The sequence below is a fragment of the Amycolatopsis sp. NPDC051903 genome (genome assembly GCF_044452505.1).
GTDB lineage: Bacteria > Actinomycetota > Actinomycetes > Mycobacteriales > Pseudonocardiaceae > Amycolatopsis.
Map to the genome: position 1 here is coordinate 1 of NZ_JBITBT010000071.1, position 21,915 is coordinate 21,915.

A 21,915-nucleotide genomic window follows, 5' to 3' on the forward strand; every position below is an offset into this window, starting at 1 on the left:
GCGTGGGGTGTTCATACGCGCCCCCCCGCCCCCCGGGGGCGGGCTCTAACGGCTGACCCCACAGTGTAATGTGGGGGCGGCCGGCCGGCGGCCCCCCCCCCCACCGGCGTCAGCTCACCTGCAGGTCGATGCAGGAGTAGAACGCGTTGGCCGTGTCGGCGATGTTCCAGATGGCCAGCACGGTCTGGTGGCCCGTGCGGGTGCCCAGGTTCACCTGGTGCGACACGGTCGCCGGCGGCACCTGGTTGTTGCCGCTGAAGCTCGCGATGCGTGTGTTGCCGACGTAGTACTCGTAGGTGCTGGTCTTGTGCCGCGCGGTGAACGTCCAGTTGAACGTGACCGTGCGGCCGACCGGCGCCGCCCGCCAGCCCTTGCTGTTGTCGTTCAGTTCGGCGAAGCGCGCGACCCCGCCGTTGCACGTGCGCTGCCCCTTCGGGCCTTCCACGCTCTGCGGTTCCCACTTGATGTCACCGCACGGCACCACGTTCTGCGCGCACTGGGCCTGCCGGCTCGCGGGCGAGTTGACGTAGCCGTGCGCGCTCGCGGTGCCCACGGGTCCGACCAGCACGATCACCGGCGCGACGGCGGCACCGGCCACAGCGGCCACGAGCTTGCGGTTCGTCTTCATACCTGGCTCCTTCGACGGGCGAGCCCGCTCCCACCGGCGGCCACGGGAAACGGGCACGGTCGAACGGCCGCGGTGGGGGGTGCGCGGGCGGGACGGGGAGAGTGTGGTCTAGACCATACCGAGATTCGGGCTTTTCGGTCAAGAGGTGGCAAACCGTCTGGTGAAATGGCTTGGGCTAGTGCATACTGTATGCAGTTTGTTAGTCTGGGGGCGTCCAGCCGCTTCGCCGACCCACGGAGGGCCAGCGCCGCCATGTACACAGTCACCGACCCGGCCACGGGTGAGCTGATCGAGCAGATCGAGAACACCACCGACGACCAGGTGCGCGACGCGATCGCCCGCGTCCACCGCGGGTACCTGTCGTGGCGGGAACGCCCGGTCGACGAACGGGCCGCGATCGTCGCGCGCGCCGCCGAGCTGTTCGCCGAACGCTCCGACGAACTGGCCGCGATCATGACGCTCGAGATGGGCAAACGCATCAACGAGGGCCGCGGCGAGGTCGGCATCGTCGTGGACATCTTCACCTACTACGCCGAACACGGCCCGGAGCTCATCGCCGACGAGCCGCTGAAGATCCGCGGCGGCGACGCCGTGATCCGCAAGGAGCCGATCGGCGCGCTGCTCGGCGTGATGCCGTGGAACTTCCCGATGTACCAGGTGGCGCGCTTCGTGGCGCCGAACCTGGTGCTGGGCAACACGATCCTGCTCAAGCACGCGTCCATCTGCCCCCGCTCGGCCGTCGCGATCGAGGAGATCCTGCGCGACGCCGGTGTGCCGGACGACGCGTACGTCAACGTCTTCGCCTCGAGCAAGCAGGTGCCGTCGATCCTCGCGGACGACCGGATCGTCGGCGTGTCGCTGACCGGCAGCGAGGCCGCGGGCATCTCCGTGGCCGCCGAGGCGGGCCGCAACCTCAAGCGCTGCGTCCTCGAACTCGGCGGCTCCGACCCTCTGATCGTCCTCGACACCGACGACCTCGACGAAACCGTCACCACCGTCGCGACGGCCCGCATGCGCAACTGCGGGCAGTCCTGCAACGCGCCCAAGCGCCTCATCGTGCTGGAGGAGCTCTACGACGAGTTCGTCGACAAGCTCACCAAGCGCGTCGCGGACTACTACCTCCCCGGCGACCCGGCCGACCCCGCGACGAAACTGCCGCCCCTCGCGTCGATCGCCGCCGCCGACGAGGTCGCGGCCCAGGTCTCGACCGCCGTGCGCCAAGGCGCCACCCTCCGCACCGGCGGCCACCGCGTCGAAGGCCCCGGCGCCTACCTCGAGGCCACCGTGCTGACCGACGTGACACCGGACATGGACGCCTACCGCGACGAGATCTTCGGCCCCGTCTTCCTCGTCTTCCCCGCCTCCTCGGACGCCGACGCCATCTCCATCGCGAACGACTCCCCCTTCGGCCTCGGCGCGAGCGTGTTCGGCACCGACCCCGCCCGCATGCGCCGCGTCGCGGACCGGCTTGAGTCGGGGATGGTGTATTTCAACAAATCCGGAGGGTCTCAGGCGGATCTGCCGTTCGGCGGGATCAAGCGGTCAGGGATGGGCCGGGAACTGGGTCCGTTGGGGATTGAGGAATTCATGAACAAGAAATCGATCCGGCTGTGAGCTGCTTTTTTCTTTGTCAGGCCCCCGCGGGCCGTCGCTGGGCCGTCACGAATACGGTGGCGGCCCGACGCGGGGCGAACACCTTGTCGGCGGCGGCCCGAGCGCGCTTGTGGCTCGACGGCACAAGGTGGGTGTAGATGCGGAGGGTGTAGCCGGGATCGTGGTGGCCGAGGTACTCCGCGACTTCCTTGGCCGCTTGATGCTCTTGGCGCGACAGGGATTCGACCGGATCTTGTTATCGTCGGCCGCAGCCTGGAGGATCGCCGAGATCCTCTCGAAGAGGATCGCGCGGTAGGACGCCATGAGGCCCCGGACGCCCTCCTTCTTCGGTCGCTCCAGCCAGCCGAGCCAATCGCGGATGGTGTCGGTCTTCTCGACCAACTTCAGCGGCTTGTCGCCGAGGAACCGGAAGATCCCGGTCTTCAGGTGGCTGTTGACCGTCTGGCGAGTACCGGCGTCCGCAGACTGTCCCTTCTGCCATTGCGCAGACTGCGGCTGATCAGAGCACACGCCCTCTCTCTCGCCGGCCACGATCGGGTGGTTGCCTCGGCTGCGGCCATGTGGCGTCCGGCCGCGATCGGCGTTGGCCGTCAGGACCGCAATCAGTCCGGAAGGACCGGCCCGGCCATGATCTGCCCGGTGCGCGGGTCGAGCGTTACCAGGTGGGTGGCGCCATCGTGATCGCCAAGCCACGCGTAGCAATGGATGCCCTCGGAGTCCGCGCCCGAAATGCTGAGGCCGTCGAGCGCCAGCCGAGGCGATCGCCAGGCCAGGCCACTGGCGCCGACCGCGACCAGGTCAACGTCATTGGCCAGTAGCAGGAGGTGGTGTTCGGCGTCGGCGGCCACGTGTTGCACCTGGTCCTGGACGATGGCGGGATCGGTGATCGGCGAATCGACGTTGACGAGGTAAGCCGTGCCCTCCGCGACGACACACAGCTGCTCGGGCGCAGGGCCAGCGAAAGTTTCGTCGACCCGGCCGAGTCCGCCGTTGGCGAACACACCAAGCCACGTTTGCCGCACGGAGGGCTCGACGCGCACGATCAGGGACCCACGAGCGTCGAGTGCCGTGCGCGGATGAGCAACGCCGTTGGCGTCGAACTCGACAATTGGGCAGTCCCAGATGCCGTCTGACGGGAACGGCGGATCCACTTCGACGGTGTAGTTCGGTTCGAAGCCGAAGCTGTGGAACCGTCGGCTGCCATCGCTATCCATCAGGCGCTCTCTTGCTGAGTATCGATGTCGACCCTGCAGAGCCTGACATACCTGCCGAGTCTGCACGTACCTATTTCGGCCGAAGTCCTCGTGTCGTACCGGCGGTGCGGCTATGTCGGCGCCGGCACGGCCTTTTCGATCGCGTCGAGCATCGCCGACCAGGGCAGGTCCCGACCCCGGAGCGTTACGCGGCTCGTGTAAGGGCCACACGTCATCGCCGAAGAGCAGGTGAACGCCGACGCGGCGAAGGTTCTCGATGTGCACGCCCCAGAACGGTTGACGCGCGTGCGCCTCATGCCGGTCCCAGATGTCCGGAAACATTCCAATTAGCTCGTGGGGCGGATCCGCGCGATGCGCTCGCTGGACTTCACCTTCGCACCGGACGGCGGGATCACGAGCAAGTCCGGATCGCTGCTGCTGAACGGTCCCGGCGTCAAACCGGACGAGCACGTCACCCCGCTGGCCCAGCACCCCCGCAAGCTCGACACCTGGGCTGGACGTGAGGGGGTTCGACAGTCCCGGCGCGTACAGCATCGGGTTCGTGATCAACGGCCCCCAGGGCCAAGGCACCGGGACGCTGCACGACCTCACCGTGCACGACCAGCCCGGACCGCCGCTGGCGCTGAGCTGGGCCGTCAGGTCGCTGCCGCTCGTGCCGTTGATCGCGTTCCTGGTCGTGGCCTGGCGCCGGACCGGGCCGCGCGATCAGCTGATCATCGGGTAGCGCCGGTCACTGGCCCATTTCCTTGCGGATCTGGGCCAGCCGGTCGGCTGGATCAACCTTGGGGGCCTTGCTCGGCGCGGGCATTTCGGTGGTGGCCGGGGCCGGGGTCTCGATCGTGGTCGTCGGCGGCTCGATCACCGGCACGGCGGCGATCACCGGAGTCGGAGCCGCGGCCTTGACCTGCAGCTTGCGCCGATCCCGGAAGATCCAGCCACCGGCCAGGCCGGCGGCGAAGCCGAACGCGTGGCCCTGCCAGTCGATGCCGTCGGTCGGCAGCAGGACCGTGAACTGGTAGGCGAAACACAGGCCCATGACCAGGCCCAGGACGATGTCGATGAGGTGCCGGTCGAACAGCCCGCGCACGAGGATGTACCCGAAGTAACCGAACACCACGCCACTGGCACCCGCCGCGACCGAGCTCGGCTCGTTGGTCAGCCAGGCGCCGAGCCCGGCGACCACGACGATCAATGTGGTCACCCAGAAGAACTTCCGCACGCCGCGATAGGCCGACAGGAAGCCGAAGATGAAGAGCGGGCCGGAGTTGCCCTCGATATGCGCCCAGCTGAAGTGCAGGAACGGGGCACTGATGATGTCCGGGAGCGAGGTGACGTCGCGGGCGCGGATGCCGTAGTGCTGGCTGAGCTGGTAACTGTCGATGGCGTTGAAGATCTGGATGATCCAGATGAGGGCCAGGAAGCCGACCATCACCCACAACGCGCGCCGCGCCTCGGCGATCACGATCACGGGATCGGCGGCCTCCGGCTGTCTTCCGCTCTTGCTCACGCCGACCTCCGCAACCCACCCCCGGCGCCGACCTGGCGCGCGAGCCTCAGGATAGCCGCCCGGGCTGGTTGTTCAGTCACTGCAACGTAAAGGTGATCTCCGCACGGCGTGGGGGTTGGTTTCAATTATCAGTGAAGTCATAGTCACAAAAATGGCGTTCGTTGTGGACTCCGGTCAGGCGTCCGGGGCCTAGGCGGGCGATTCGGTGGTCCTGGGCGACCAGGCGAGCGGCTTCGATGATGCGCATGGTCTGGATGGCGTCGGCCGGGTCGACCGGGAATGCGGCCGCGCCGCGGAGGGCTTGTCTCGCCCAGCCTCCGGCTCGCAGCACGGATGGGGTTCCTGAACGTCGTGAACGACGTTCATTACGGCGCCCAACATCAAGTCCAGGTCGCGCTACCACGTCGGTGATCTGTCAGCAGCCCATCGGTTCACGAGGCATCGGCCTGGGCCGCTGAGACGTCGAGTTTCCTAGGCCAGATGACGCACATCAGATTGCAGGCGAACGTCGCATATCACCTGTCGGGCCGCAGCTGCGCTATTTGGTCCTTTGCAGAACTTGGCTCTATGGGATCAAGACGCCGCCGTCGGCGGCGCGTAGTCGCCCGGCGTTCGGCCGGCTCGCCCAGTGCGGCACGGACGGCCTGCCGCTCCGCTTCGGCCGCCGGCCGCGGGCGGCCCGCCGGAAGGAGCGTTGGACAGCGCGCCGCCGACGGCGAGAGATCCGTAGAGGCGCATACCGGCATGTACGGCCGAGCCGCGAAGCGCGTTACAGGCCAGTACAAGATCGTGACCGTCCGCTTCCTCGTCGCTGATCGTTTAACACCGGCTCGCCGCCATCAAGGGCGCCTTCGGCGTCGCGTCGCGATGGCCGCAAGCGTCCACCCTTGACACCGTCGATCCGGTGCTAAAGGCGGCGGTGACGAGGACGACGGGGAGCCTGGGCGCGGCTGAGAGGCGGGAGCGCGAATCTGGGCTGGGCCGTCGTGGGGCCGTCAGACGTCGAGATCGGTCCGGACGCGACCGGACGTGATGAGACGCAAAACAGCAGGTCAGAGGCAGTTTGCCAGGGAGCGCGCCAGGTGGACCAGACCCCCTGGAGAATTCATGAACAAGAAATCTATACACCTCTGATCTGCGGTTTTACTGCTTTTGGGACTCTCGGGCCGTCGTCGGGCCGCCGCGGATTCCGTGGCGGCCCGACGTGGCGCGAACAGCTTGTCGGCGGTGGCCCGGGCTCGCTTGTGGCTCGACGTGCGAGGTGGGGTGGCCCGGTAGTGGTGGCTCAGGTGCTCCGCGACTTCCTTGATCGAGACGTTCTGGCTCGGCGATCTCCTCTTGTCCGGCTCGAAAGGTAACTTTCTCGGCTACTTGGCGCACGTTCTTGAGTAGTGATCGGACTCTGTTGATTCGCTACCGGAGGCACCTGATGCGCGATGCCTCACTGCAGTCCGCGTGGTGAGAGAGCGTCGAAATAGCGATGTGTCGATCAGGGTGCCGCTGCCGATTCGCGACGCGCACGAGCCGATTGCCACAATCGTAGGATCCCAAGTACCAAGAAGGCCAGTCCGGCGGAGATGATCAACCACCACACGACGATGAGTGGTACCTCCCATGCGTGCATCGGTGTCCCATCGGGCTGGATCGGGCCGCCGTTCGCGCCGGTGATCGCTTCCATGGCGAAGGCGATCACCATCACCGCGAAGAGAACGCCCTTCAGCAGCAGCCAATTCGCAGCCGCGGCGAGGCGAAGAACCCGGTCCGGCGAGAACCCGCTCCCCGCGCCGGAGGTTCGACGTGTGCTGACAATCCGCCGAATCCAGAACAATTCGTGCGGAAGCAACCTGTGGCCCGGTATCCGGAAATCTGCACCCGCCATCGAGTCAGTATGTGCGACGGCCCGCTGCCTTGGGTGATCGACTCGGCTCGCCGGGTTCACCACCGCGAAAGACGGTTACTTCTGCTCCTGGGAGGGCTACTCCGACCTCCCGCTGCCGACCTGCGACGGCCTCTTCGAGCTGCCCCACCAGCGGTACGCGAACTTCAAGGGACCGCTGACCGCCGTTGACGACTGGGCCGCCGAGTTCGGCTCCGGGCAGCGCCCGCGTTCGTGTGGCCGGGGGATCGGGCGTGGTGCGTGGCGGCGGACGTCGATCCGCACTGGGCCGGGGTGGGAGCCGCGAGCGAAGCGATCCAGGCACTGACGAATGACCTCGACGCAGTCGAAGCAAACCCGGAGCAACGCCAGCCGCAGTACGGGTAACGGCGTCACTTCCTGCGGATCAGCCCGCCGAGCCAGCCCGCGAGCACCGTTTGCGTCTCCACGCGCACGGCGGCCGGGTCGTCGGCCGCCGCGATCATGCGCGCGGCTTCCATCACGGTGCTGAGGATGAGCTGGGCCAGGGTGCGGATGGGCACGTCGACGATCAGCCCCTCTGCGTGGGCGCGGGACAGTGAAGTCACCAGCAGGCCCAGCCCGTGTTCGCCCTCGATTTCGCGCCAGACGTCCCAGCCGAGGACGGCGGGGGCGTCCGTGAGGGAGATGCGCTGGACCTCTTCGCGCAGGCAGGCGTCCAGGAACACACCGAGCGCCGTCGTCATGCCGGTCAGGGGATCGACGCCCGCGGTCATCACCGCGGCGACCTCGGCGGTGAGCTCGATCTCGACCTCCTCCACGACCGCGCGGAACAGGCCCTGCTTGTCGCCGAAGTGGTGGTACAGGGCGCCGCGGGTGACGCCGGCGGTGCGGGTGATCTCTTCGGCCGGCACGTCGTGGTAGCCGCGCGTCGCGAAGAGCACGCGGGCGGCGCTGACGAGAGCCGCGCGCGTGCTGTCCGAGCGTTCCTGCTGGGTGCGTCTCACCCGGCCTAATCTGCCATGACGCCCGCGAACTCCACGATGTGCCCGGCCAGCACCTCCGGCTGGTCCTCCGGGACGAACGTGTACGAGTCCGCGATCTCGACGACCTTCGCGTTCGGCAGCACCTCCGCCAGGCGGTGCGCGAACCGGATCGGGAACAGCTTGTCCTCGGCTGCCCACGCCAGCAGCACGGGCGGTTCGAACGACCGCAGCTTCTCCGCCGCCGCCAGCGTCAGGCGCGGATCCACGGTGCGCAGCAGCTTCCGCAGATCGCGCTGCACCCCCGGCGACCGGCGCAGCCGCAGCAAGTAGGACTCCGCGACAACGGGATCGAGCGGCTTCTTCGTCACCCAGCCGAACAGCAGCGGCAACGGCCACAACACCCGGATCCGCAGCAGCTGCGCCAGCACGGCCATCGAGCCCGGCACGCGCGCGATCCGCGGCAGCGGCTTGAAGATCGGCGGGAAGAAGTACTCGAAGCTGTCCGACGGCGTCAGCACCACCCGCCCGACGCGCGTCGGGTAGCGCGCCAGCAACAGCTGCGTGATCGCGCCGCCGGTGTCGTTGGCGACCAGCGTGACGTCGTGCAGATCGAGCGCCTCGAGGAAGTCGCCGAGCAGCGTCGCCATGCCCGCAGCGCTGAGGTCGGCGTCCGCGCGCATCGGGATCTCGTGCGCGCCCATCGGCAGATCCGGGGCCAGGCAACGGAAACCGGCCTCCGCGATGGTCGGCACGACCTTGCGCCACAGCTGTGCGTTGGTGAGCACACCGTGCACGAAGACGACGGGTCGCCCCGTGCCGCGTTCGTAGTACCGCACCTCACCCTGCGGCAGGCGGATGAGGTGGTCCTGTCCGAGAGCTGTCATGCCGCCACGGTACATACATACTGTCTGTATGTAAATCGAGCCGACAAAGAACTGGGCCCGCCACACCCGAACGAGGGTGTGGCGGGCGCAGGGGGATGGTTCAGGAGAGCTCGGCCGCCAGCTGCTCGACGCCCCAGCGAAGGTCGGCTTCGGACACCACCAGCGGCGGCGCCAGCCGGATCGTGCTGCCGTGCGCGTCCTTGGCCAGAACGCCGCGGCGGAGCAGGCCTTCGCACACGTCGCGGCCAGTGCGGCCACGCACGTCGATGCCCGCCCACAACCCGCGCACGCGCACCGCTTCCACCGACGCGGACGGCAAAGACGCCAGCAGCGAAGCGAACACCTCACCCAGCTCTTCGGCCCGCCGCTGCGGTTCACCGGTCTTCAGCTTCCGCACCACCGCCGTCGCGACGGCACAGGCGAGCGGGTTGCCGCCGAAGGTGCTGCCGTGCTCGCCCGGGCGGAACACGCCCAGCACGTCGCGCCGCGACACCACCGCCGACACGGGCAGGATGCCGCCGCCCAAAGCCTTGCCCAGCACGTACACGTCGGGCACGACGTTCTCGTGGTCGCACGCGAACGTGCGCCCGGTGCGGCCGAGCCCGGACTGGATCTCGTCGGCCACGAACAGCACGTTCTCGGAATCGCAGATCCGCCGGACTTCGGTGAGGTAACCGTCGGGCGGCAGCACCACACCGCCTTCGCCCTGGATCGGCTCGATCAGCACGGCGACGGTGTCGGCGTCGACTGCGGCCCGCAGCGCCGCCGCGTCGCCGAAGGGCACGCGCACGAAGCCGGGAGTGAACGGCCCGTGGTCCGCGGTCGCCTCGGGGTCGTCGGAGAACCCGACGATCGTCACGGTGCGGCCGTGGAAGTTGCCGTCCGCCACCACGATCTTCGCGCGCCCGGCCGGCACGCCCTTCACGCGGTAGCCCCACTTGCGCGCCGTTTTGATCGCCGTTTCCACGGCCTCGGCGCCGGTGTTCATCGGCAGCACCATCTCCATGCCGCACAGCTCGGCGAGCTCCGCGGCGAAGGTGCCCAGCTTGTCGTGGTGGAACGCGCGGCTGGTCAGCGTCAGCCGGTCGAGCTGAGCGTGGGCCACCGCCAGCAGCTCGTCGTCACCGTGGCCGAAGTTGAGGGCGCTGTAGCCCGCCAGCAGGTCGAGGTAGCGCCGGCCTTCGACGTCGGTGACCCACGCGCCCTTGCCTTCGGTGAGCACCACGGGCAGCGGGTGGTAGTTGTGGGCCAGTGCGGCTTCGGCGCGTTCGATCTCTTCGCCGGTGATGGACATCTCGGGAAATCAGCTCCGCTCAGAAGGGGTCAGACGAGGGTTCGGGCGGGCTCGGCCGCCGGCTCGGGTTCCGGCTCCGCGGCGGCCGCGCTGGACCGCCGCGGCTTCTTCGGCCGGTCGAGCAGCTCGGCGAACCGCGACAGCCCGAAGTTGATGACGATGTAGATGACCGCGGTGAAGGCGTAGGTCTGCAGGAAGTTGGCGTTGTACTCGCCGATCACCTGCCCGTCGCGCAGCAGCTCCGGGTAGCCGACGACGTACCCGAGGCTCGACTCTTTCAGCGTGCGGATCACCTGGGTGACCAGCGCCGGGCGCAGCGACCGGAACACCTGCGGGAGCACGATGAGCTTCATCGTCTGCCCGCGGCGCAGGCCGATCGCCGCGGCGGCGTCGAACTGGCCGCGGTCGAGCGAGTTCACGCCGGCGCGGACGATCTCGGCGAACACCGATCCGGCGTGCAGCACGATCGGGATGGTCAGCACCCAGAACGGCGGCAGGTTCCAGCCGAACATCGGCAAGCCGATGAGGAAGAAGTACACGAGCAGGATCAGCGGGATCGCGCGGAACAGCTCGATCACACCGGTGCTCGGCAGCGAAAGCCACTTGTGCGTCGACAGCCGGCCGAGGCCGATCAGCGTGCCGAAGACCAGGGAGATCGCGGCGCCGGTCAGGCCGACCTCCAACGTGGTCAGCAGGCCCTGCAACAGGTACCGGATGTTCGACCACTCGATGAGCGGCTCCCACAGGCGCGCGGTGAGCTGCTGCACGTGGGCGAGCTGGGCGATGGCGCCGGCCACGATGCCGATCAGCGCCACGACGGCCACGATCGTGGCGATCCGCAGCCGTTTCTGGCCGCGGGGACCGAGCTCGTCGAAAAGGGCGGGGGTGCGCGAAGTCATCGGCGGATGCGAACCTTCCGTTCGACGACGCCGGTCAGCTGGCCGATCGTCAGGGTGATCAGGAGGTAGCCGATGACCGCGGCGACGAAGGTCGGCACCGGCTGGGCGAAGTCGAGGTTGAACTGGCGGGCCGAACCGGTGAGCTCCTGCACGCCGACGGCCGCGCCGAGCGCCGAGCCGAGGCACACGTTGATCAGGATGTTGCCCAGCGGCTGCACCATCGACCGGAACGCCTGCGGCAGGACGACCTGCCGCAGGACGCCGGAGAAGGTCAGGCCGATGGCGCGGGCCGCCTCGATCTGGCCGAGCGGCACGCCGGCGATGCCGGAGCGCACCGTTTCACAGATGTAGGCACCGAAGTACAGGCCCAGCCCCAGCACGACCGACCCGAACAGCGGGACGGTCGCGCCGAGGTAGGGCAGGCCGAAGACCACCATGACCATGACCAGCAGCATCGGCGAGTTGCGCAGGCAGTGCACGTAGAACCCGGCGGCCGCCCGGAGCGGCCCGATCGGGCTGACGCGGCAGACACCCAGCAGGGTGCCGATCACCAGCGCCAGCGGAAACGCGATCGCGGCCAGCTCGAGGGTCGTCAGCAGACCGGTCAGCAGCTCGCCGAGGTGCGCGAAGAGCACGGACATGGGGTCTCCGATTCAGGGTCAGACGCCGGGGACGGAGCCGAGCTTCGGCGGGGCGGGCGGCGGGGTCTTCAGCAGCTTGCCGACGGTGCCCTGCCACAGCTTGGTCCAGGTGCCGTCGGTCTCGATCTTCTGCAGGAACTCGTCGACGACCTGCTTGAACACCGGGTCGTCCTTGGGCTCGCCGATGCCGAACGGGTTGGAGCTGAAGGTCGCGTCCAGCAGCTTCACGTCCGACCGCGTCTGAATGGCACCGAGCAGCGACGCGTTGTTCAGCGTCACGGCCTCGGCGCGCCCCTGCTCGACGGCCGCGATGCACTGCGCGGTGGTGTCGAACAGCACCGGCTTCGCGGTGGGCACCTCGGTGACCAGGGCGGTCTTCGCCGCGCCGGACTCCGTCGCCACGTTCTTGCCGGCCAGGTCCTTGGCGGTCTTGATGGTGGTGTTGTCGGCCTTCACCACGATGCCGCTCGCGGCCATGTAGTACGGGCCGGAGAAGTTCACGAGCTTGGCCCGCTCGGGCGTCATCGTGTACGTCTGGATCGCGACGTCGATCGTGTGGTTGCCGAGCAGGCCCTCACGGGTGTCGGAGCCACCGCTCTGCATCTTCGCCGACGGCTTGCCCAGCAGGTACTTCGCGAGCAGGTCGGCCATGCCGGCGTCGAAGCCGGAGATCTTGCCGGTGGCCGGGTCCAGCTGCGAGAAGCCGAGCGTGTTGCGGCTGCCCGCCCACACCAGCTGCCCGCGCTGGCGGATCTTGTCCAGCATCGGCGAGTGCGGCAGGTTCTGGCCCACCGGTCCCGCCGCGACGGCGTCGTCCTGGCTGATCATCTTGGCGACGTCGGCGGCAGCCGGCTTGGCCGAAGCGCCACCCGGGGCCGTGGCCGGTGCGCTGCCGCAAGCGGCCAGCAGCGCACCCGTGACGAGCACCCCGCTCACGGCGGCGGCGACTCTGGTCAACTTCATTGTTGTTTCTCCTTGTCGGGGTGGGGAATCCGGGGCAGGTCAGTGCTGGAGGACTTTGGACAGGAAGTCCCGCGCCCGGGCGGTGCCGGTGCGGTCGAAGAACTCTTCGGGGGTGCCTTGTTCGGCGATGCGGCCTTCGCTCATGAAGACCACCCGGTGGGCCGCGCGGCGGGCGAAACCCATCTCGTGCGTGACCACCACCATCGTGGTGCCTTCCTTGGCGAGCGAGGTCATCACGTCGAGGACTTCGCTCACCATCTCGGGGTCGAGCGCACTGGTCGGTTCGTCGAACAGCACGATCTTGGGGTTCATCGCGAGCGCCCTGGCGATGGCCACGCGCTGCTGCTGGCCGCCGGAGAGCTCGGCGGGCAGCTTCTCGGCCTGGTCGGCCACCCCCACGCGGTCGAGCAACCGGCGTGCGGTCGCTTCGGCTTCTCGTTTGGCGATCCCGCGGACGCGGATCGGGCCGAGTGTCACGTTCTCGAGCACGGTCCGGTGCGCGAAGAGGTTGAACGACTGGAAGACCATGCCGACGTCGGCGCGCAACCGCGCCAGGTCCCGGCCTTCGGCGGGCAGCGGCTTGCCGTCGAGCGTGATCGTGCCGCTGTTGATCTTCTCGAGCCGGTTGATGCAGCGGCACAGCGTCGACTTGCCCGACCCCGACGGGCCGAGGATCACCACGACCTCGCCCTGGTGGATGTCGAGGTCGACGTCGTGCAGCACCTGCACGTCGCCGTAGCTCTTGTTGACACCGCGCAGGCTGGCGAGCACGGGTCCGGTCATCGGTGACCTCCGGGGCCGTCGTAGAGCTGCCAGGGCAGCAGTTCGTAGTCGTTCTCACACGGGTTGCCGATCGCCACGCGGTACTCGCCGGTGGTCAGGTCGACGAGGCTGGACGCGATCGTCTTGTACCGCTTGAGCGGTGGCACGCGGTCGTCCACGTGCGCGCACACGCCGTCGGGGTGTCCGGTGTGGTCGCTCATCGTCCCGGCGACGATCTTGCGCACCTCGGCGGAGCCGGACGCGGAGCGCGCGGCCTTGAGCCCCCGCTCGATCACCTGCACGCGGTAGAGCGAGTCGACCGGCGAGAGGCGGTAGACGTCCTTGATCGGACCGGGCAGGCCGTACTGGTAGTGGTTGCCGTGCACCAGGATCCCGTCGACCGGGGTGCCCCAGCCGTGCACGACCGGCGTGGTCTCGAGGTCGACGGCGACCCCGCCGCGGTGGGTCACGAGCAGGTTGGTCGCGATGTGCTGACGCACGTCGAAGGGCACCTGCAGCGCGGCCTTGAGGTGGTCGTTGTCGAGGATCAGGCGGCGCAGCACGGGCTGCGGGAGGCCGAGCGGGGTGCCGAAGCGGCCGCCGAGTCCGTTGGCGTTGAGCGCGATGCCGGCGGAGTTGGCGCCGTGGCGGCCGATCTGGCCCGCTTCGACCTGCATGATGATCGTGGGCTTGGGCGGCTGGACGATCCGCACCAGCACCACCGAGTCCTGCGTGCCCTCGCGCCAGTCCCAGTTCTGTCCACAGTAGACGTGACCGTCGCCGGTGGCCTCGGGCAGCAGGGCGAAGGAGGAGCAGCCGTCGGCCGGGGTCTCGGTGACCTCGGGGTTGAAGCCGCTTTCGCTGTTGCGGACGATCTCGCCGCGGGCGTTGAGGGCGAGGATCTCGTCCTGGTGGACGCCGGCGCCGTCGGCGATGGCGTCCATCTCCTCGAGCAGGTCGGGGGCGACGGCGGCGATCGGTTCGCGCCAGCGCCGGGCCGAGGTCTGCACGTCCGTCCACTCCAGACCGGAGGAGGCTTCGAAAGCCTCGCGGTAGTAGGCGATGGACGTGCGGATCTCCGCCCGGGCGGCCTCACCGTAGGCGAGCCCCCGAGTCCGCGGGTCGCCTTCGATCTCGACCAACCGGACTGCCATGAATACCTCTTTCCCGGTGCTGGCGATTCGTTGAAGGTTTGCGCTACATTCACTGAGAACTTGTAGTGGCAGCTACGGATAAGATAGACCGTGCTACGAAGAAGTCAACACCTGTCGTCGTTACTACATGATTACGACGAACCAGGACGGTCCCACGCCATGCCAAGGAGATCCGCTCCATGACGAGCCCCCAAGCAACGCCCGACTCCGCGCGAGTCCTCGACCCGACCGAGTTCTACTACGGCGGGCCGACCCCGTTCTTCGCGCTGCAGAGCGACCAGCGCTTCTCGTACTGCCTCTACGTGCCCAGCGCGCACCGCACTTCGGAGACGCCGTTGCCCCTGCTGGTGCTGATGCACGGCACGCAGCGCACCGCGGAGCGCTACCGCAACGACTACCGCGAGTGGGCGGAGCAGAACGACACCATCGTGCTGGCGCCGCTGTTCCCCGCCGGCATCGCGCAGCCCGGTGACCTGCACGGGTTCAAGCGGCTGGCGTTCGAGGGCATCCGGTACGACCAGATCCTGCTGGACATCATCGCCGAGGTCGCCACGCGCTTCCGCGTGGACGCCGACCGCTTCTACCTGCACGGCTTCTCCGGTGGTGGGCAGTTCGCGCACCGCTTCGCCTACCTGCACGCCGACCGGCTGGCCGCGCTGTCCATCGGCGCCCCGGGCCGCGTCACGCGCATCAACCCCGACGTCGACTGGTGGCTCGGCACCGCCAACGTCCGCGAGCTGTTCGGCACCGACGTGAAGGTGGACGAGCTGCGCAAGCTGCCGGTGCAGATGATCGTGGGCGGCGAGGACACCGACACGTGGGAGATCGCGGAGCCCGGCCTCGACGCGGGCGGTGACACCCGCATCGAGCGGCTGACCACGCTGCGCAAGAACTTCGAGAGCAACGGCATCGACGTGCGCTTCGACGTCGTGCCGGGGGTGGCGCACCGCGGGCTGCTGATCCAGCCCGTCGTGAAGGAGTTCATCACGGGCGAGCTGGCGCGCCGGCCGTAGCGGCTGGGGGTTCACGGGGCACGGCCGCACTGTCCGGCCGGGGCAGCACTGGGACGGCCTGCCCGTGAGCACGAGGACCGGAGGGGTGGATGACGGACGACGAAGACGCGCTGCGCGCACGGATCGCGCGGTGCCTGCCGAAGATGTCGCGCGCGGAGCGGACCGTCGCGGAGTACCTGCGTGACCACGGCCGCGACGCGATCTTCGCGACCGCCGAGCAGATCGGCGACGCGACGGAGACGAGCGACGCGACCGTGGTGCGCACGGCGAAGTCACTGGGGTTCACCGGCTTGCTCGACCTGCGGCGCAGCCTGGCGCGCGAGGTCGTGCTGGAGACGAGCCCTTCGCACCGCGTCCTCCACAACGCCCCCGATGGCGTCGAACCGACCGGCGACGCCATCGTCGACCAGGTCTTCACCGAAGCGACGGAGCGCCTGGCCGCCACCTGGCGGCTGGTGCGCTCCGCCGACTTCACCCACGCCGTCGACCTGCTGGACGGCGCGCGCGAGGTGCTGAGCTTCGGGCTCGGCGGCTCGGGGCTCGTGGCGCGCTACCTGACCATGCGGCTGGTCCGCATGGGCCGGCGCGCCCGCTCGACGGGCGCCACGGGCTTCCAGCTGGCCGACGACCTCATCGGCTTGGCCCCCGAAGACGTCGTCATCCTGTACATCCCGGCGCGGCTCCTGGGCGAGCTGGAGGTGCTGCTGGACCACGCGCACGCGGTCGGCGCGCGCGTGATCCTCGTGTCCAGCTCGCTCGGGCCGCTGTTCGGGTCCCAGGTGGACGTGGTGCTGACCGCGCCGAAGTCCGCCAGCAACTACACCGGCGAAATGCTGGCCGCCGAAGTGCTGACCGATGCTTTGCTGCTGCGCCTGGCTTCCCGCGACGAAACCCGCGCGACGAAGACCTCGGAGCTGCTGACTTCGTTGCGCTCGGACCTCATCACGGGTGAGGGACGCGGCGCGCGTGGCCGGCTGCCGGGCTCGAACGGCGTCTCGTGAGCGTCAGCCCGGGTTGGCGGTCTTCTCGACGCTGACGGTGCTCAGGTGCCGCCGCAGGTACTCCGCGGCTTCGGTGGTTTTGCCGGCCAGCAGCAGATCCGCGATCTCGACGTGCTCGCGGCACCGCACCGCCGCCCGGTCGCGCGGGAGCGTGCGCCGGTACTCGATGAGCCGGCGCAGGTTGTCGACGCGGCGCAGGGCGTCGATGAAGAACGTGTTGCGGCTGCAGTTCACCACGGCCTCGTGGAACGCGCGGTTGCGCCCGAACAGTTCGGTGCCGCTCACGGTGCGCGCGGCGCCCTCGGCCAGCTCCAGCTGCTGCGCCCGCACGACCTCGATGGCCGCGCGGTCCACGACGAAACCGGGCTCCAGCACCGCCGCCGGCTCCAGCACGAGCCGGAACCGGTAGCTGTCCTCATAGGACTCCTGCGACGTCAGCATGGGCTGGAACTCCCAGCCGTAGCCGGGCAGGCGCTCGATCCAGCCCTCGGCCGAGATGCGGCGCAGGACGGCCGTCACCTGGGCCGGGGTGAGACCGTAGCGGCGGGCCAGCTCGCTCTCGCTCACCCGGTCCGGCAGCTCGCCGTCGAGGCGGTCCGACGCGATGCGCAGGTACTGCTGCTCCTCGCCCGCGTCGTCCTCGGTCACGGTGAGCTCCTCGACCGGCCGGGCGACGGTGTGGCCGCCGCCGGGTTCGGCGACGGCCACCACCCCTTCGTCCGCCAGCAGCTTCAGCGCCGCGCGCACGGGCGAGCGTGAAACGCGCAGGTGCGCGGCCAGCGTGCGTTCCACCAGCCGCGTGCCCGGCTCGGCCGCGGTCTCGCGGATGTAGCCCACGATGCGCGCCGCGACCTGCCGGGTGAGCGGGGTCGGGGTCTGTTCCACCAGTCCAGGCTAGCGCCGGTGCTCCGCGTCCACCCGGGTGGTCGCGCCGGTGGCGACGATGGTGCGCGTCGCCTCCACCGAGCCGTAGGTCCAGAGGATCCGCATCGGCTCGGTGGCCGACGCGTTGCGGAACCGGTGCGGCACGCCCGCGTCGACGTACGTGGTGTCCCAAGTGGACAGGTGGTGCTCGGTGCCGTCGATCTCGACGATCGCCTCGCCCCGCAGGATCACGACGCTTTCGGGGCAGTTGTGCGTGTGCAGCGGGATGCCCGCGCCGCCGTCGAACATCGTCATGCCGTTCAGGAACACCTCGGCGCCCACGGTCTTGCTCACCAGCGGGATCGTCCGGGCGCCGCCGCCGCGGTCGGCCGGGGTCAGCTCGGCCGGGCGCAGCACCACGGACGGGAACGGTTCCTTCGGGTCGCTCACCGGGTTCCTCCGATCCAGACGGTCTTGACGTTCACGAACTCGCGGATCCCGTCCGCGCCCAGCTCCCGGCCGTAACCGGACTTCTTGATGCCGCCGAACGGCAGCCGCGGGTCCGAAGCGACCATGCTGTTCACGAACACCGCGCCGGCCTCGAGGCCCTTCGCGAACCGCTGCGCCCGCTCCGGCGAGGTCGTCCACACGGCCGCGCCGAGGCCGAACTCGGTGTCGTTGGCCAGCGCGAGCGCCTCGTCGTCGCCCGAGACGCGCACGATCGCGGCCACCGGCCCGAACGTCTCCTCCTCGAACGCCGCCATGCCCGGCTTCACGTGGTCGAGCACCGTCGGCGCGTAGAAGTAACCCGGTCCGGCCACGACCTCACCGCCCGTGCGGACCACGCCGCCGGCCTCGACGGTGCGGCGCACCTGGTCGGCGAGCCCGTCGCGCAGGTCCGCACGCGCGAGCGGCCCGACGGTCGTGGCCGCCTCGGCCGGGTCGCCGACGCGCAGCCGGGCGACGGCCGCGGTGAAGGCTTCGGCGAACTCGTCGGCCACGGATTCGTCGACGATGAAGCGCTTGGCGTTCACGCAGCTCTGCCCGGTGTTGAGGAACCGGGCCTTCACCGCCGTCTCGGCAGCTGCGGCCACGTCGGCGTCGGCGAGGACCACGAACGGGTCCGACCCGCCGAGCTCCAGCACCTGCTTCTTGAGCGCGGCGCCGGCCTGGCTCGCCACGAGCGCGCCGACGCGCGTGGAGCCCGTGAGCGTGACGGCGGCGATCCGGTCGTCGGCGATGAGCCGTGCGACCTCGCCGACGTCCACCAGGAGCGACCGCACCAGCCCGGCCGGCGTGCCGGCCTTGCGGAACACGTCCTCGATGGCCAGCGCGCAGCCCGGGACGTTGGTGGCGTGCTTGAGGATCGCGCCGTTGCCGGCGGCCAGCGCGGGGGCGGCGAAGCGGAAGAACTGCCAGAACGGGTAGTTCCACGGCATCACGGCGAGCACCACGCCGAGCGGTTCGGCGACCACACTGGCCTGCGCCAGCACCGGGCGCTCGGCCAGGTACTCGGCGGCGTGGTCGGCGTAGTGCACGCAGTTGAGCGCGCACTTCTCGATCTCGGCCTCGGATTCCGCGAGCGGCTTGCCCATCTCGGCGGTGATCAGCGCGGCGTACTCCGCCTTGCCGGCCCGCAGCACGGCCGCCAGCTCCCGCAGCAGTGCCACGCGTTCTTCGAGCGGCTTCTCGCGCCACTGGGCCTGCGCGGCCACCGCGCCGTCCAGCGCGGCATCGACCTCCTCGGCGGTGTGCAAGTCGTATGTGGACAGTGGTTTCCCGGTGGCCGGGTTCACGGATTCGATCACCGGGCACCCACTCCAAGCCCGCTGACGGACTCGGCGACCACGGCGGCGAACGCCTCCGTGCCGAGCGTGCCGCCGAGGTCGGCGGTGCGCGTGGCGGGGTCGTCGAGCACGGAATCCACGGCACGCGTCACGAGTTCGGCCCCTGCCACGAGGCCGGCGTTCCCGTCGCGGCGGCCGCGCCAGTCGAGCAGCATCGCGGCCGACAGGATGAGCGATGCCGGGTTGGCCACGCCCCGGCCCGCGATGTCGGGAGCCGAACCGTGCTGCGCCTGGCCGACGCAGATGTCGTGCCCGGCGTTGATCGAGCCGCCGAGACCGAGGCTGCCGGACAGCTCCGAGGCCTCGTCGGACAGGATGTCGCCGAACATGTTGGTGGTCACCAGCACGTCGAAGCGCTGCGGGTCGCGAATCAGCAGCGCCGAGGCGGCGTCCACGATCAGCTCTTCCAGCTCCACGTCGGGGAAGTCCTGCGCGACGGCGCGCACCTCGCGCAGGAACAGGCCGTCGGACAGCTTGAGCACGTTGGCCTTGTGCACGGCCGTGACCTTGCCGCGGCGGCCGCGCGCGAGCTCGAACGCCGCGCGCGCCACGCGGGCCGAACCACGCGCGGAGACCTTGCGCACCGAGAGCGCGAGGTCGGGGTCGGGCATGAACTCGCCGGTGCCTGCGAACATGTTGCGGTCGGCGTAGAAGCCTTCGGTGTTCTCGCGCACGATCACGAGGTCCATCGGCTGGCGCAGTACGCTGAGACCTTCGCGCGAGCGGCACGGGCGTACGTTGGCGAACAGCTCGAACGTCGTCCGCAGCGCGGCGGACGGGTTGATCCCGCCCTGCTCCTTCGCCGGGTACTCGTAGTGCGACACCGGGCCGAGCAGCGTGCCGTCGACCTCGGGCACGCGCTCCAGCACCGACGCGGGCAGCGTCGTGCCGTCGGTCGCGAGCGAGGCCAGGCCGATCTCGCGCACCTCGAAGCTCAGGCCGAGCCCGAGCCGCCGGTCGGCGGCGCCGAGCACGTCCAGGGTCGCCGCGGTGATCTCGGGACCGATGCCGTCACCGGGCAAGACGAGGACTTTCACGGGCACTCCTTCCGACTCTGGTTTTTCATGCTAGCAATATACCATCAATGTAGTGGTCGCTTCAGTCTTCACATCCGTTGTAGGATCAGCTACCTTCGACCGCCAAGAGCCGACGTCCCCACCGGTTCGGCTCACGCCCCCCGATCGAGGAGATGGCTGCCGATGTCCTTCTTGCTCACCCAGGCCGTTTCCGCGGCCGAAGCCAACCCGACCCCCGAGGTGTGGCGGGTCATCACGAAAATGGCGTACTTCGCCGGGCTGATCGGTTCGATCGGCGGCTGCATGCTGCTGCTGATCGTGCTTCGGCCCGTGTGGAGACGACCGTCGGTCGACCCGGCCGACCGCGCCGTGCTGCAGCGCCGCGCCGGCTTGTACCTCGCCCTCGTCGGCACGTGGTTCCTCGTCGCCCTGTACTTCCAGCTCGCCGGCAAGGGCGCGCGCGTCAAGGGCAAGGAGATCCCCTTCGACCAGGCGCTTTCCCCCGCCGCGATCGGCCGGTTCGTCTCCGTGCCCGGCAAGAAGGGCGACTGGATCTCCAGCGGCACCGAGGCGCTCATCCAGTACTCGCTGTGGGGCCTCGCGGCTCTCGTGCTGATGCTGCTGTTCTCGGCGAAGGTGCGCGAACGGATCGGTGCCGTGGCACTGGCTTCGCTCATCATCAACTTCGTCGCCTACCAGGTGACCTTGCTGCCGACGAACTGGGCGAAGGAAACCTTCGACGTCCTCGCCAACTCGCTGCTCGACCACCTGCACGTCTTCTCGATCTCGACCTGGGTCGGCGGCATCGCCGGGCTGGTGATCCTGGCGTTCTCGCGGCGCAAGCTCACCCGCGGTGCCGGTGACACGTTCGCCCAGATCTGGATGCGGTTCTCGACGCTGGCGATGGTCGCCGTCGGCTGCATCCTGATCACCGGTCTGTGGCTGGCGTACTCGCTCGTCGGCAGCCCGTCGGAGCTGTTCACCACGAGCTTCGGGCGCTTCCTCGTCATCAAGGTGTCGCTGGTGTTCACGATGATCTGCATCGGTGCGGCCAACGAGTTCGTGATGATGCCGCGGATTGCGCGCGCTCGGGCAGCCGGGGCGGAGGGGTCGGTGTTCCGGCTGGCGTTGCGGACGTTCCCGGTGCTGGTTTCGGTTGAGGTGTTGCTCGCTGTCGGGGTGTTGTTCGTGCTGTCGTTCCTCACCGGATCGTCCCGCGTCGAGGCCGGTGACCCCGAAGACCCGACGCTGACCGGTAGCGTCGTCGGGATCGGGGTGGTGCTGGCGATTCTGATCGCGGTGTCGTTCGTGACGACGGCGAAGGTTTCGGATCGGTTGTCGCGGTCTGCGGTGCGCGTTGATGAGGCCGAGCAGCGGGAGACTGTGGCGGCCGAGGGTTAAGGAGCTGTCAGGGGGGTTCCCCTGAGTGTCAAGGGATTGTCCGGGCCCATATCCGTTTCCGGCCGGTCGGGAGAGTGTGTGCTTCCGAGCGGTGAGTGGAGGCGGGTATGGGCACGGTTGTGTCTGCGGTGGTTTTGGTGGGGTTGGCGGCTGTGCTGGCGGTGGTGTTGAGGGTTGGGTCGCGGAAGTGAGTTCGAGGCTGCTGTTGGGGGGGCTGCTGTTGGGGGTGTGCGGCTCGTTGCGCTGGCGCGCAACGTTGCGCACGGGGTGGTCGGTGGGGGCACCCCGATTTTTATTGTGACGACGGTCTGGATCACCTTGTCAAGGCTGGAAAGCGTGCCTTGACAAGGTGATCCAGACCGCGTGGAAGGC

23 protein-coding genes and 1 pseudogene are annotated in these 21,915 nt (G+C 69.1%); 5 read left to right on the forward strand and 19 right to left on the reverse strand.

The window, feature by feature from the left end; translation table 11 throughout:
* Nucleotides 1-109 precede the first annotated feature (109 nt).
* Nucleotides 110-628, reverse strand: a complete 519-nt coding sequence (locus tag ACIA77_RS51470; RefSeq protein WP_395893572.1) for a lytic polysaccharide monooxygenase auxiliary activity family 9 protein — start codon at nt 626-628, stop codon at nt 110-112.
* 252 nt (nt 629-880) lie between these two features.
* Between ACIA77_RS51470 and ACIA77_RS51475 the strand changes: the two genes are divergently transcribed.
* Nucleotides 881-2,242 (forward strand): NAD-dependent succinate-semialdehyde dehydrogenase, encoded by a 1,362-nt coding sequence (locus ACIA77_RS51475; RefSeq protein ID WP_395893573.1) that lies wholly within the window; start codon nt 881-883, stop codon nt 2,240-2,242.
* Between the two features lie 45 nt (nt 2,243-2,287).
* On the opposite strand, the gene ACIA77_RS51480 is transcribed toward ACIA77_RS51475, so the two are convergent.
* The 3 genes and pseudogenes from ACIA77_RS51480 to ACIA77_RS51490 form a co-directional block, all read right to left on the reverse strand.
* Complete coding sequence (locus ACIA77_RS51480) at nt 2,288-2,773, reverse strand: hypothetical protein (protein WP_395893574.1); 486 nt, start codon at nt 2,771-2,773, stop codon at nt 2,288-2,290.
* Between the two features lie 71 nt (nt 2,774-2,844).
* Nucleotides 2,845-3,456, reverse strand: a complete 612-nt coding sequence (locus ACIA77_RS51485) for a hypothetical protein (RefSeq protein ID WP_395893575.1) — start codon at nt 3,454-3,456, stop codon at nt 2,845-2,847.
* A gap of 110 nt (nt 3,457-3,566) precedes the next feature.
* Nucleotides 3,567-3,750 (reverse strand): annotated as a pseudogene (locus tag ACIA77_RS51490) (flavoprotein); the annotation flags it as partial.
* Nucleotides 3,751-3,997: 247 nt separating this feature from the next.
* Between ACIA77_RS51490 and ACIA77_RS51495 the strand changes: the two are divergent.
* Nucleotides 3,998-4,180, forward strand: coding sequence for a hypothetical protein (locus ACIA77_RS51495; protein ID WP_395893576.1), 183 nt, complete (start codon nt 3,998-4,000; stop codon nt 4,178-4,180).
* A 6-nt stretch (nt 4,181-4,186) separates the two neighbouring features.
* Here the strand turns inward: ACIA77_RS51495 and ACIA77_RS51500 are convergent, their stop codons facing one another.
* The 11 genes from ACIA77_RS51500 to ACIA77_RS51550 all read right to left on the reverse strand — a co-directional run bounded on the left by ACIA77_RS51500 (nt 4,187) and on the right by ACIA77_RS51550 (nt 14,401).
* On the reverse strand, nt 4,187-4,963 hold the full coding sequence (locus ACIA77_RS51500; RefSeq protein WP_395893577.1) for a rhomboid family intramembrane serine protease: 777 nt from the start codon (nt 4,961-4,963) through the stop codon (nt 4,187-4,189).
* 121 nt (nt 4,964-5,084) lie between these two features.
* Complete coding sequence (locus ACIA77_RS51505) at nt 5,085-5,210, reverse strand: hypothetical protein (protein WP_395893578.1); 126 nt, start codon at nt 5,208-5,210, stop codon at nt 5,085-5,087.
* 1,242 nt (nt 5,211-6,452) lie between these two features.
* Complete coding sequence (locus tag ACIA77_RS51510; protein ID WP_395893579.1) at nt 6,453-6,842, reverse strand: hypothetical protein; 390 nt, start codon at nt 6,840-6,842, stop codon at nt 6,453-6,455.
* A 389-nt stretch (nt 6,843-7,231) separates the two neighbouring features.
* Nucleotides 7,232-7,825 (reverse strand): TetR/AcrR family transcriptional regulator, encoded by a 594-nt coding sequence (locus ACIA77_RS51515; protein WP_395893580.1) that lies wholly within the window; start codon nt 7,823-7,825, stop codon nt 7,232-7,234.
* 5 nt (nt 7,826-7,830) lie between these two features.
* Entirely contained in the window at nt 7,831-8,688 is an 858-nt protein-coding gene (locus ACIA77_RS51520; RefSeq protein ID WP_395893581.1) for an alpha/beta fold hydrolase, read from the reverse strand.
* A 100-nt stretch (nt 8,689-8,788) separates the two neighbouring features.
* Nucleotides 8,789-9,982 (reverse strand): ornithine--oxo-acid transaminase, encoded by a 1,194-nt coding sequence (gene rocD, locus ACIA77_RS51525; RefSeq protein ID WP_395893582.1) that lies wholly within the window; start codon nt 9,980-9,982, stop codon nt 8,789-8,791.
* A gap of 29 nt (nt 9,983-10,011) precedes the next feature.
* A complete protein-coding gene (locus ACIA77_RS51530; protein ID WP_395893583.1) occupies nt 10,012-10,881 on the reverse strand; it encodes an amino acid ABC transporter permease in 870 nt (289 codons plus the stop codon).
* The gene (locus ACIA77_RS51535) at nt 10,878-11,522 is read right to left on the reverse strand and encodes an amino acid ABC transporter permease (RefSeq protein ID WP_395893584.1); all 645 of its coding nucleotides are present in this window, start codon (nt 11,520-11,522) and stop codon (nt 10,878-10,880) included. Before ACIA77_RS51535 ends, ACIA77_RS51530 begins: the two co-directional genes overlap by 4 nt.
* A gap of 18 nt (nt 11,523-11,540) precedes the next feature.
* Nucleotides 11,541-12,485, reverse strand: coding sequence for a transporter substrate-binding domain-containing protein (locus ACIA77_RS51540; protein ID WP_395893585.1), 945 nt, complete (start codon nt 12,483-12,485; stop codon nt 11,541-11,543).
* A gap of 39 nt (nt 12,486-12,524) precedes the next feature.
* Entirely contained in the window at nt 12,525-13,268 is a 744-nt protein-coding gene (locus tag ACIA77_RS51545; protein ID WP_395893586.1) for an amino acid ABC transporter ATP-binding protein, read from the reverse strand.
* On the reverse strand, nt 13,265-14,401 hold the full coding sequence (locus tag ACIA77_RS51550) for a C45 family autoproteolytic acyltransferase/hydolase (protein ID WP_395893587.1): 1,137 nt from the start codon (nt 14,399-14,401) through the stop codon (nt 13,265-13,267). The genes ACIA77_RS51545 and ACIA77_RS51550 overlap by 4 nt, the downstream gene beginning before the upstream one ends.
* A gap of 179 nt (nt 14,402-14,580) precedes the next feature.
* Between ACIA77_RS51550 and ACIA77_RS51555 the strand changes: the two genes are divergently transcribed.
* Complete coding sequence (locus tag ACIA77_RS51555) at nt 14,581-15,414, forward strand: alpha/beta hydrolase (protein WP_395893588.1); 834 nt, start codon at nt 14,581-14,583, stop codon at nt 15,412-15,414.
* An 89-nt stretch (nt 15,415-15,503) separates the two neighbouring features.
* Nucleotides 15,504-16,415 (forward strand): MurR/RpiR family transcriptional regulator, encoded by a 912-nt coding sequence (locus tag ACIA77_RS51560; RefSeq protein ID WP_395893589.1) that lies wholly within the window; start codon nt 15,504-15,506, stop codon nt 16,413-16,415.
* A gap of 3 nt (nt 16,416-16,418) precedes the next feature.
* Here the strand turns inward: ACIA77_RS51560 and ACIA77_RS51565 are convergent, their stop codons facing one another.
* Genes ACIA77_RS51565 through ACIA77_RS51580 form a run of 4 tightly spaced genes read right to left on the reverse strand, consistent with a single transcriptional unit; the run spans nt 16,419 to nt 20,163 of the window.
* Nucleotides 16,419-17,300, reverse strand: a complete 882-nt coding sequence (locus tag ACIA77_RS51565) for a GntR family transcriptional regulator (protein WP_395893590.1) — start codon at nt 17,298-17,300, stop codon at nt 16,419-16,421.
* A 9-nt stretch (nt 17,301-17,309) separates the two neighbouring features.
* Nucleotides 17,310-17,729, reverse strand: a complete 420-nt coding sequence (locus ACIA77_RS51570) for a cupin domain-containing protein (RefSeq protein WP_395893591.1) — start codon at nt 17,727-17,729, stop codon at nt 17,310-17,312.
* Nucleotides 17,726-19,087 (reverse strand): NAD-dependent succinate-semialdehyde dehydrogenase, encoded by a 1,362-nt coding sequence (locus ACIA77_RS51575; RefSeq protein WP_395893592.1) that lies wholly within the window; start codon nt 19,085-19,087, stop codon nt 17,726-17,728. Before ACIA77_RS51575 ends, ACIA77_RS51570 begins: the two co-directional genes overlap by 4 nt.
* Nucleotides 19,084-20,163, reverse strand: coding sequence for an isocitrate/isopropylmalate dehydrogenase family protein (locus ACIA77_RS51580; RefSeq protein ID WP_395893593.1), 1,080 nt, complete (start codon nt 20,161-20,163; stop codon nt 19,084-19,086). The genes ACIA77_RS51575 and ACIA77_RS51580 overlap by 4 nt, the downstream gene beginning before the upstream one ends.
* A gap of 162 nt (nt 20,164-20,325) precedes the next feature.
* On the opposite strand from ACIA77_RS51580, the gene ACIA77_RS51585 reads away from it, so the two are divergent.
* Nucleotides 20,326-21,543, forward strand: coding sequence for a copper resistance D family protein (locus ACIA77_RS51585; protein ID WP_395893594.1), 1,218 nt, complete (start codon nt 20,326-20,328; stop codon nt 21,541-21,543).
* The last annotated feature ends 372 nt before the right edge of the window (nt 21,544-21,915 follow it).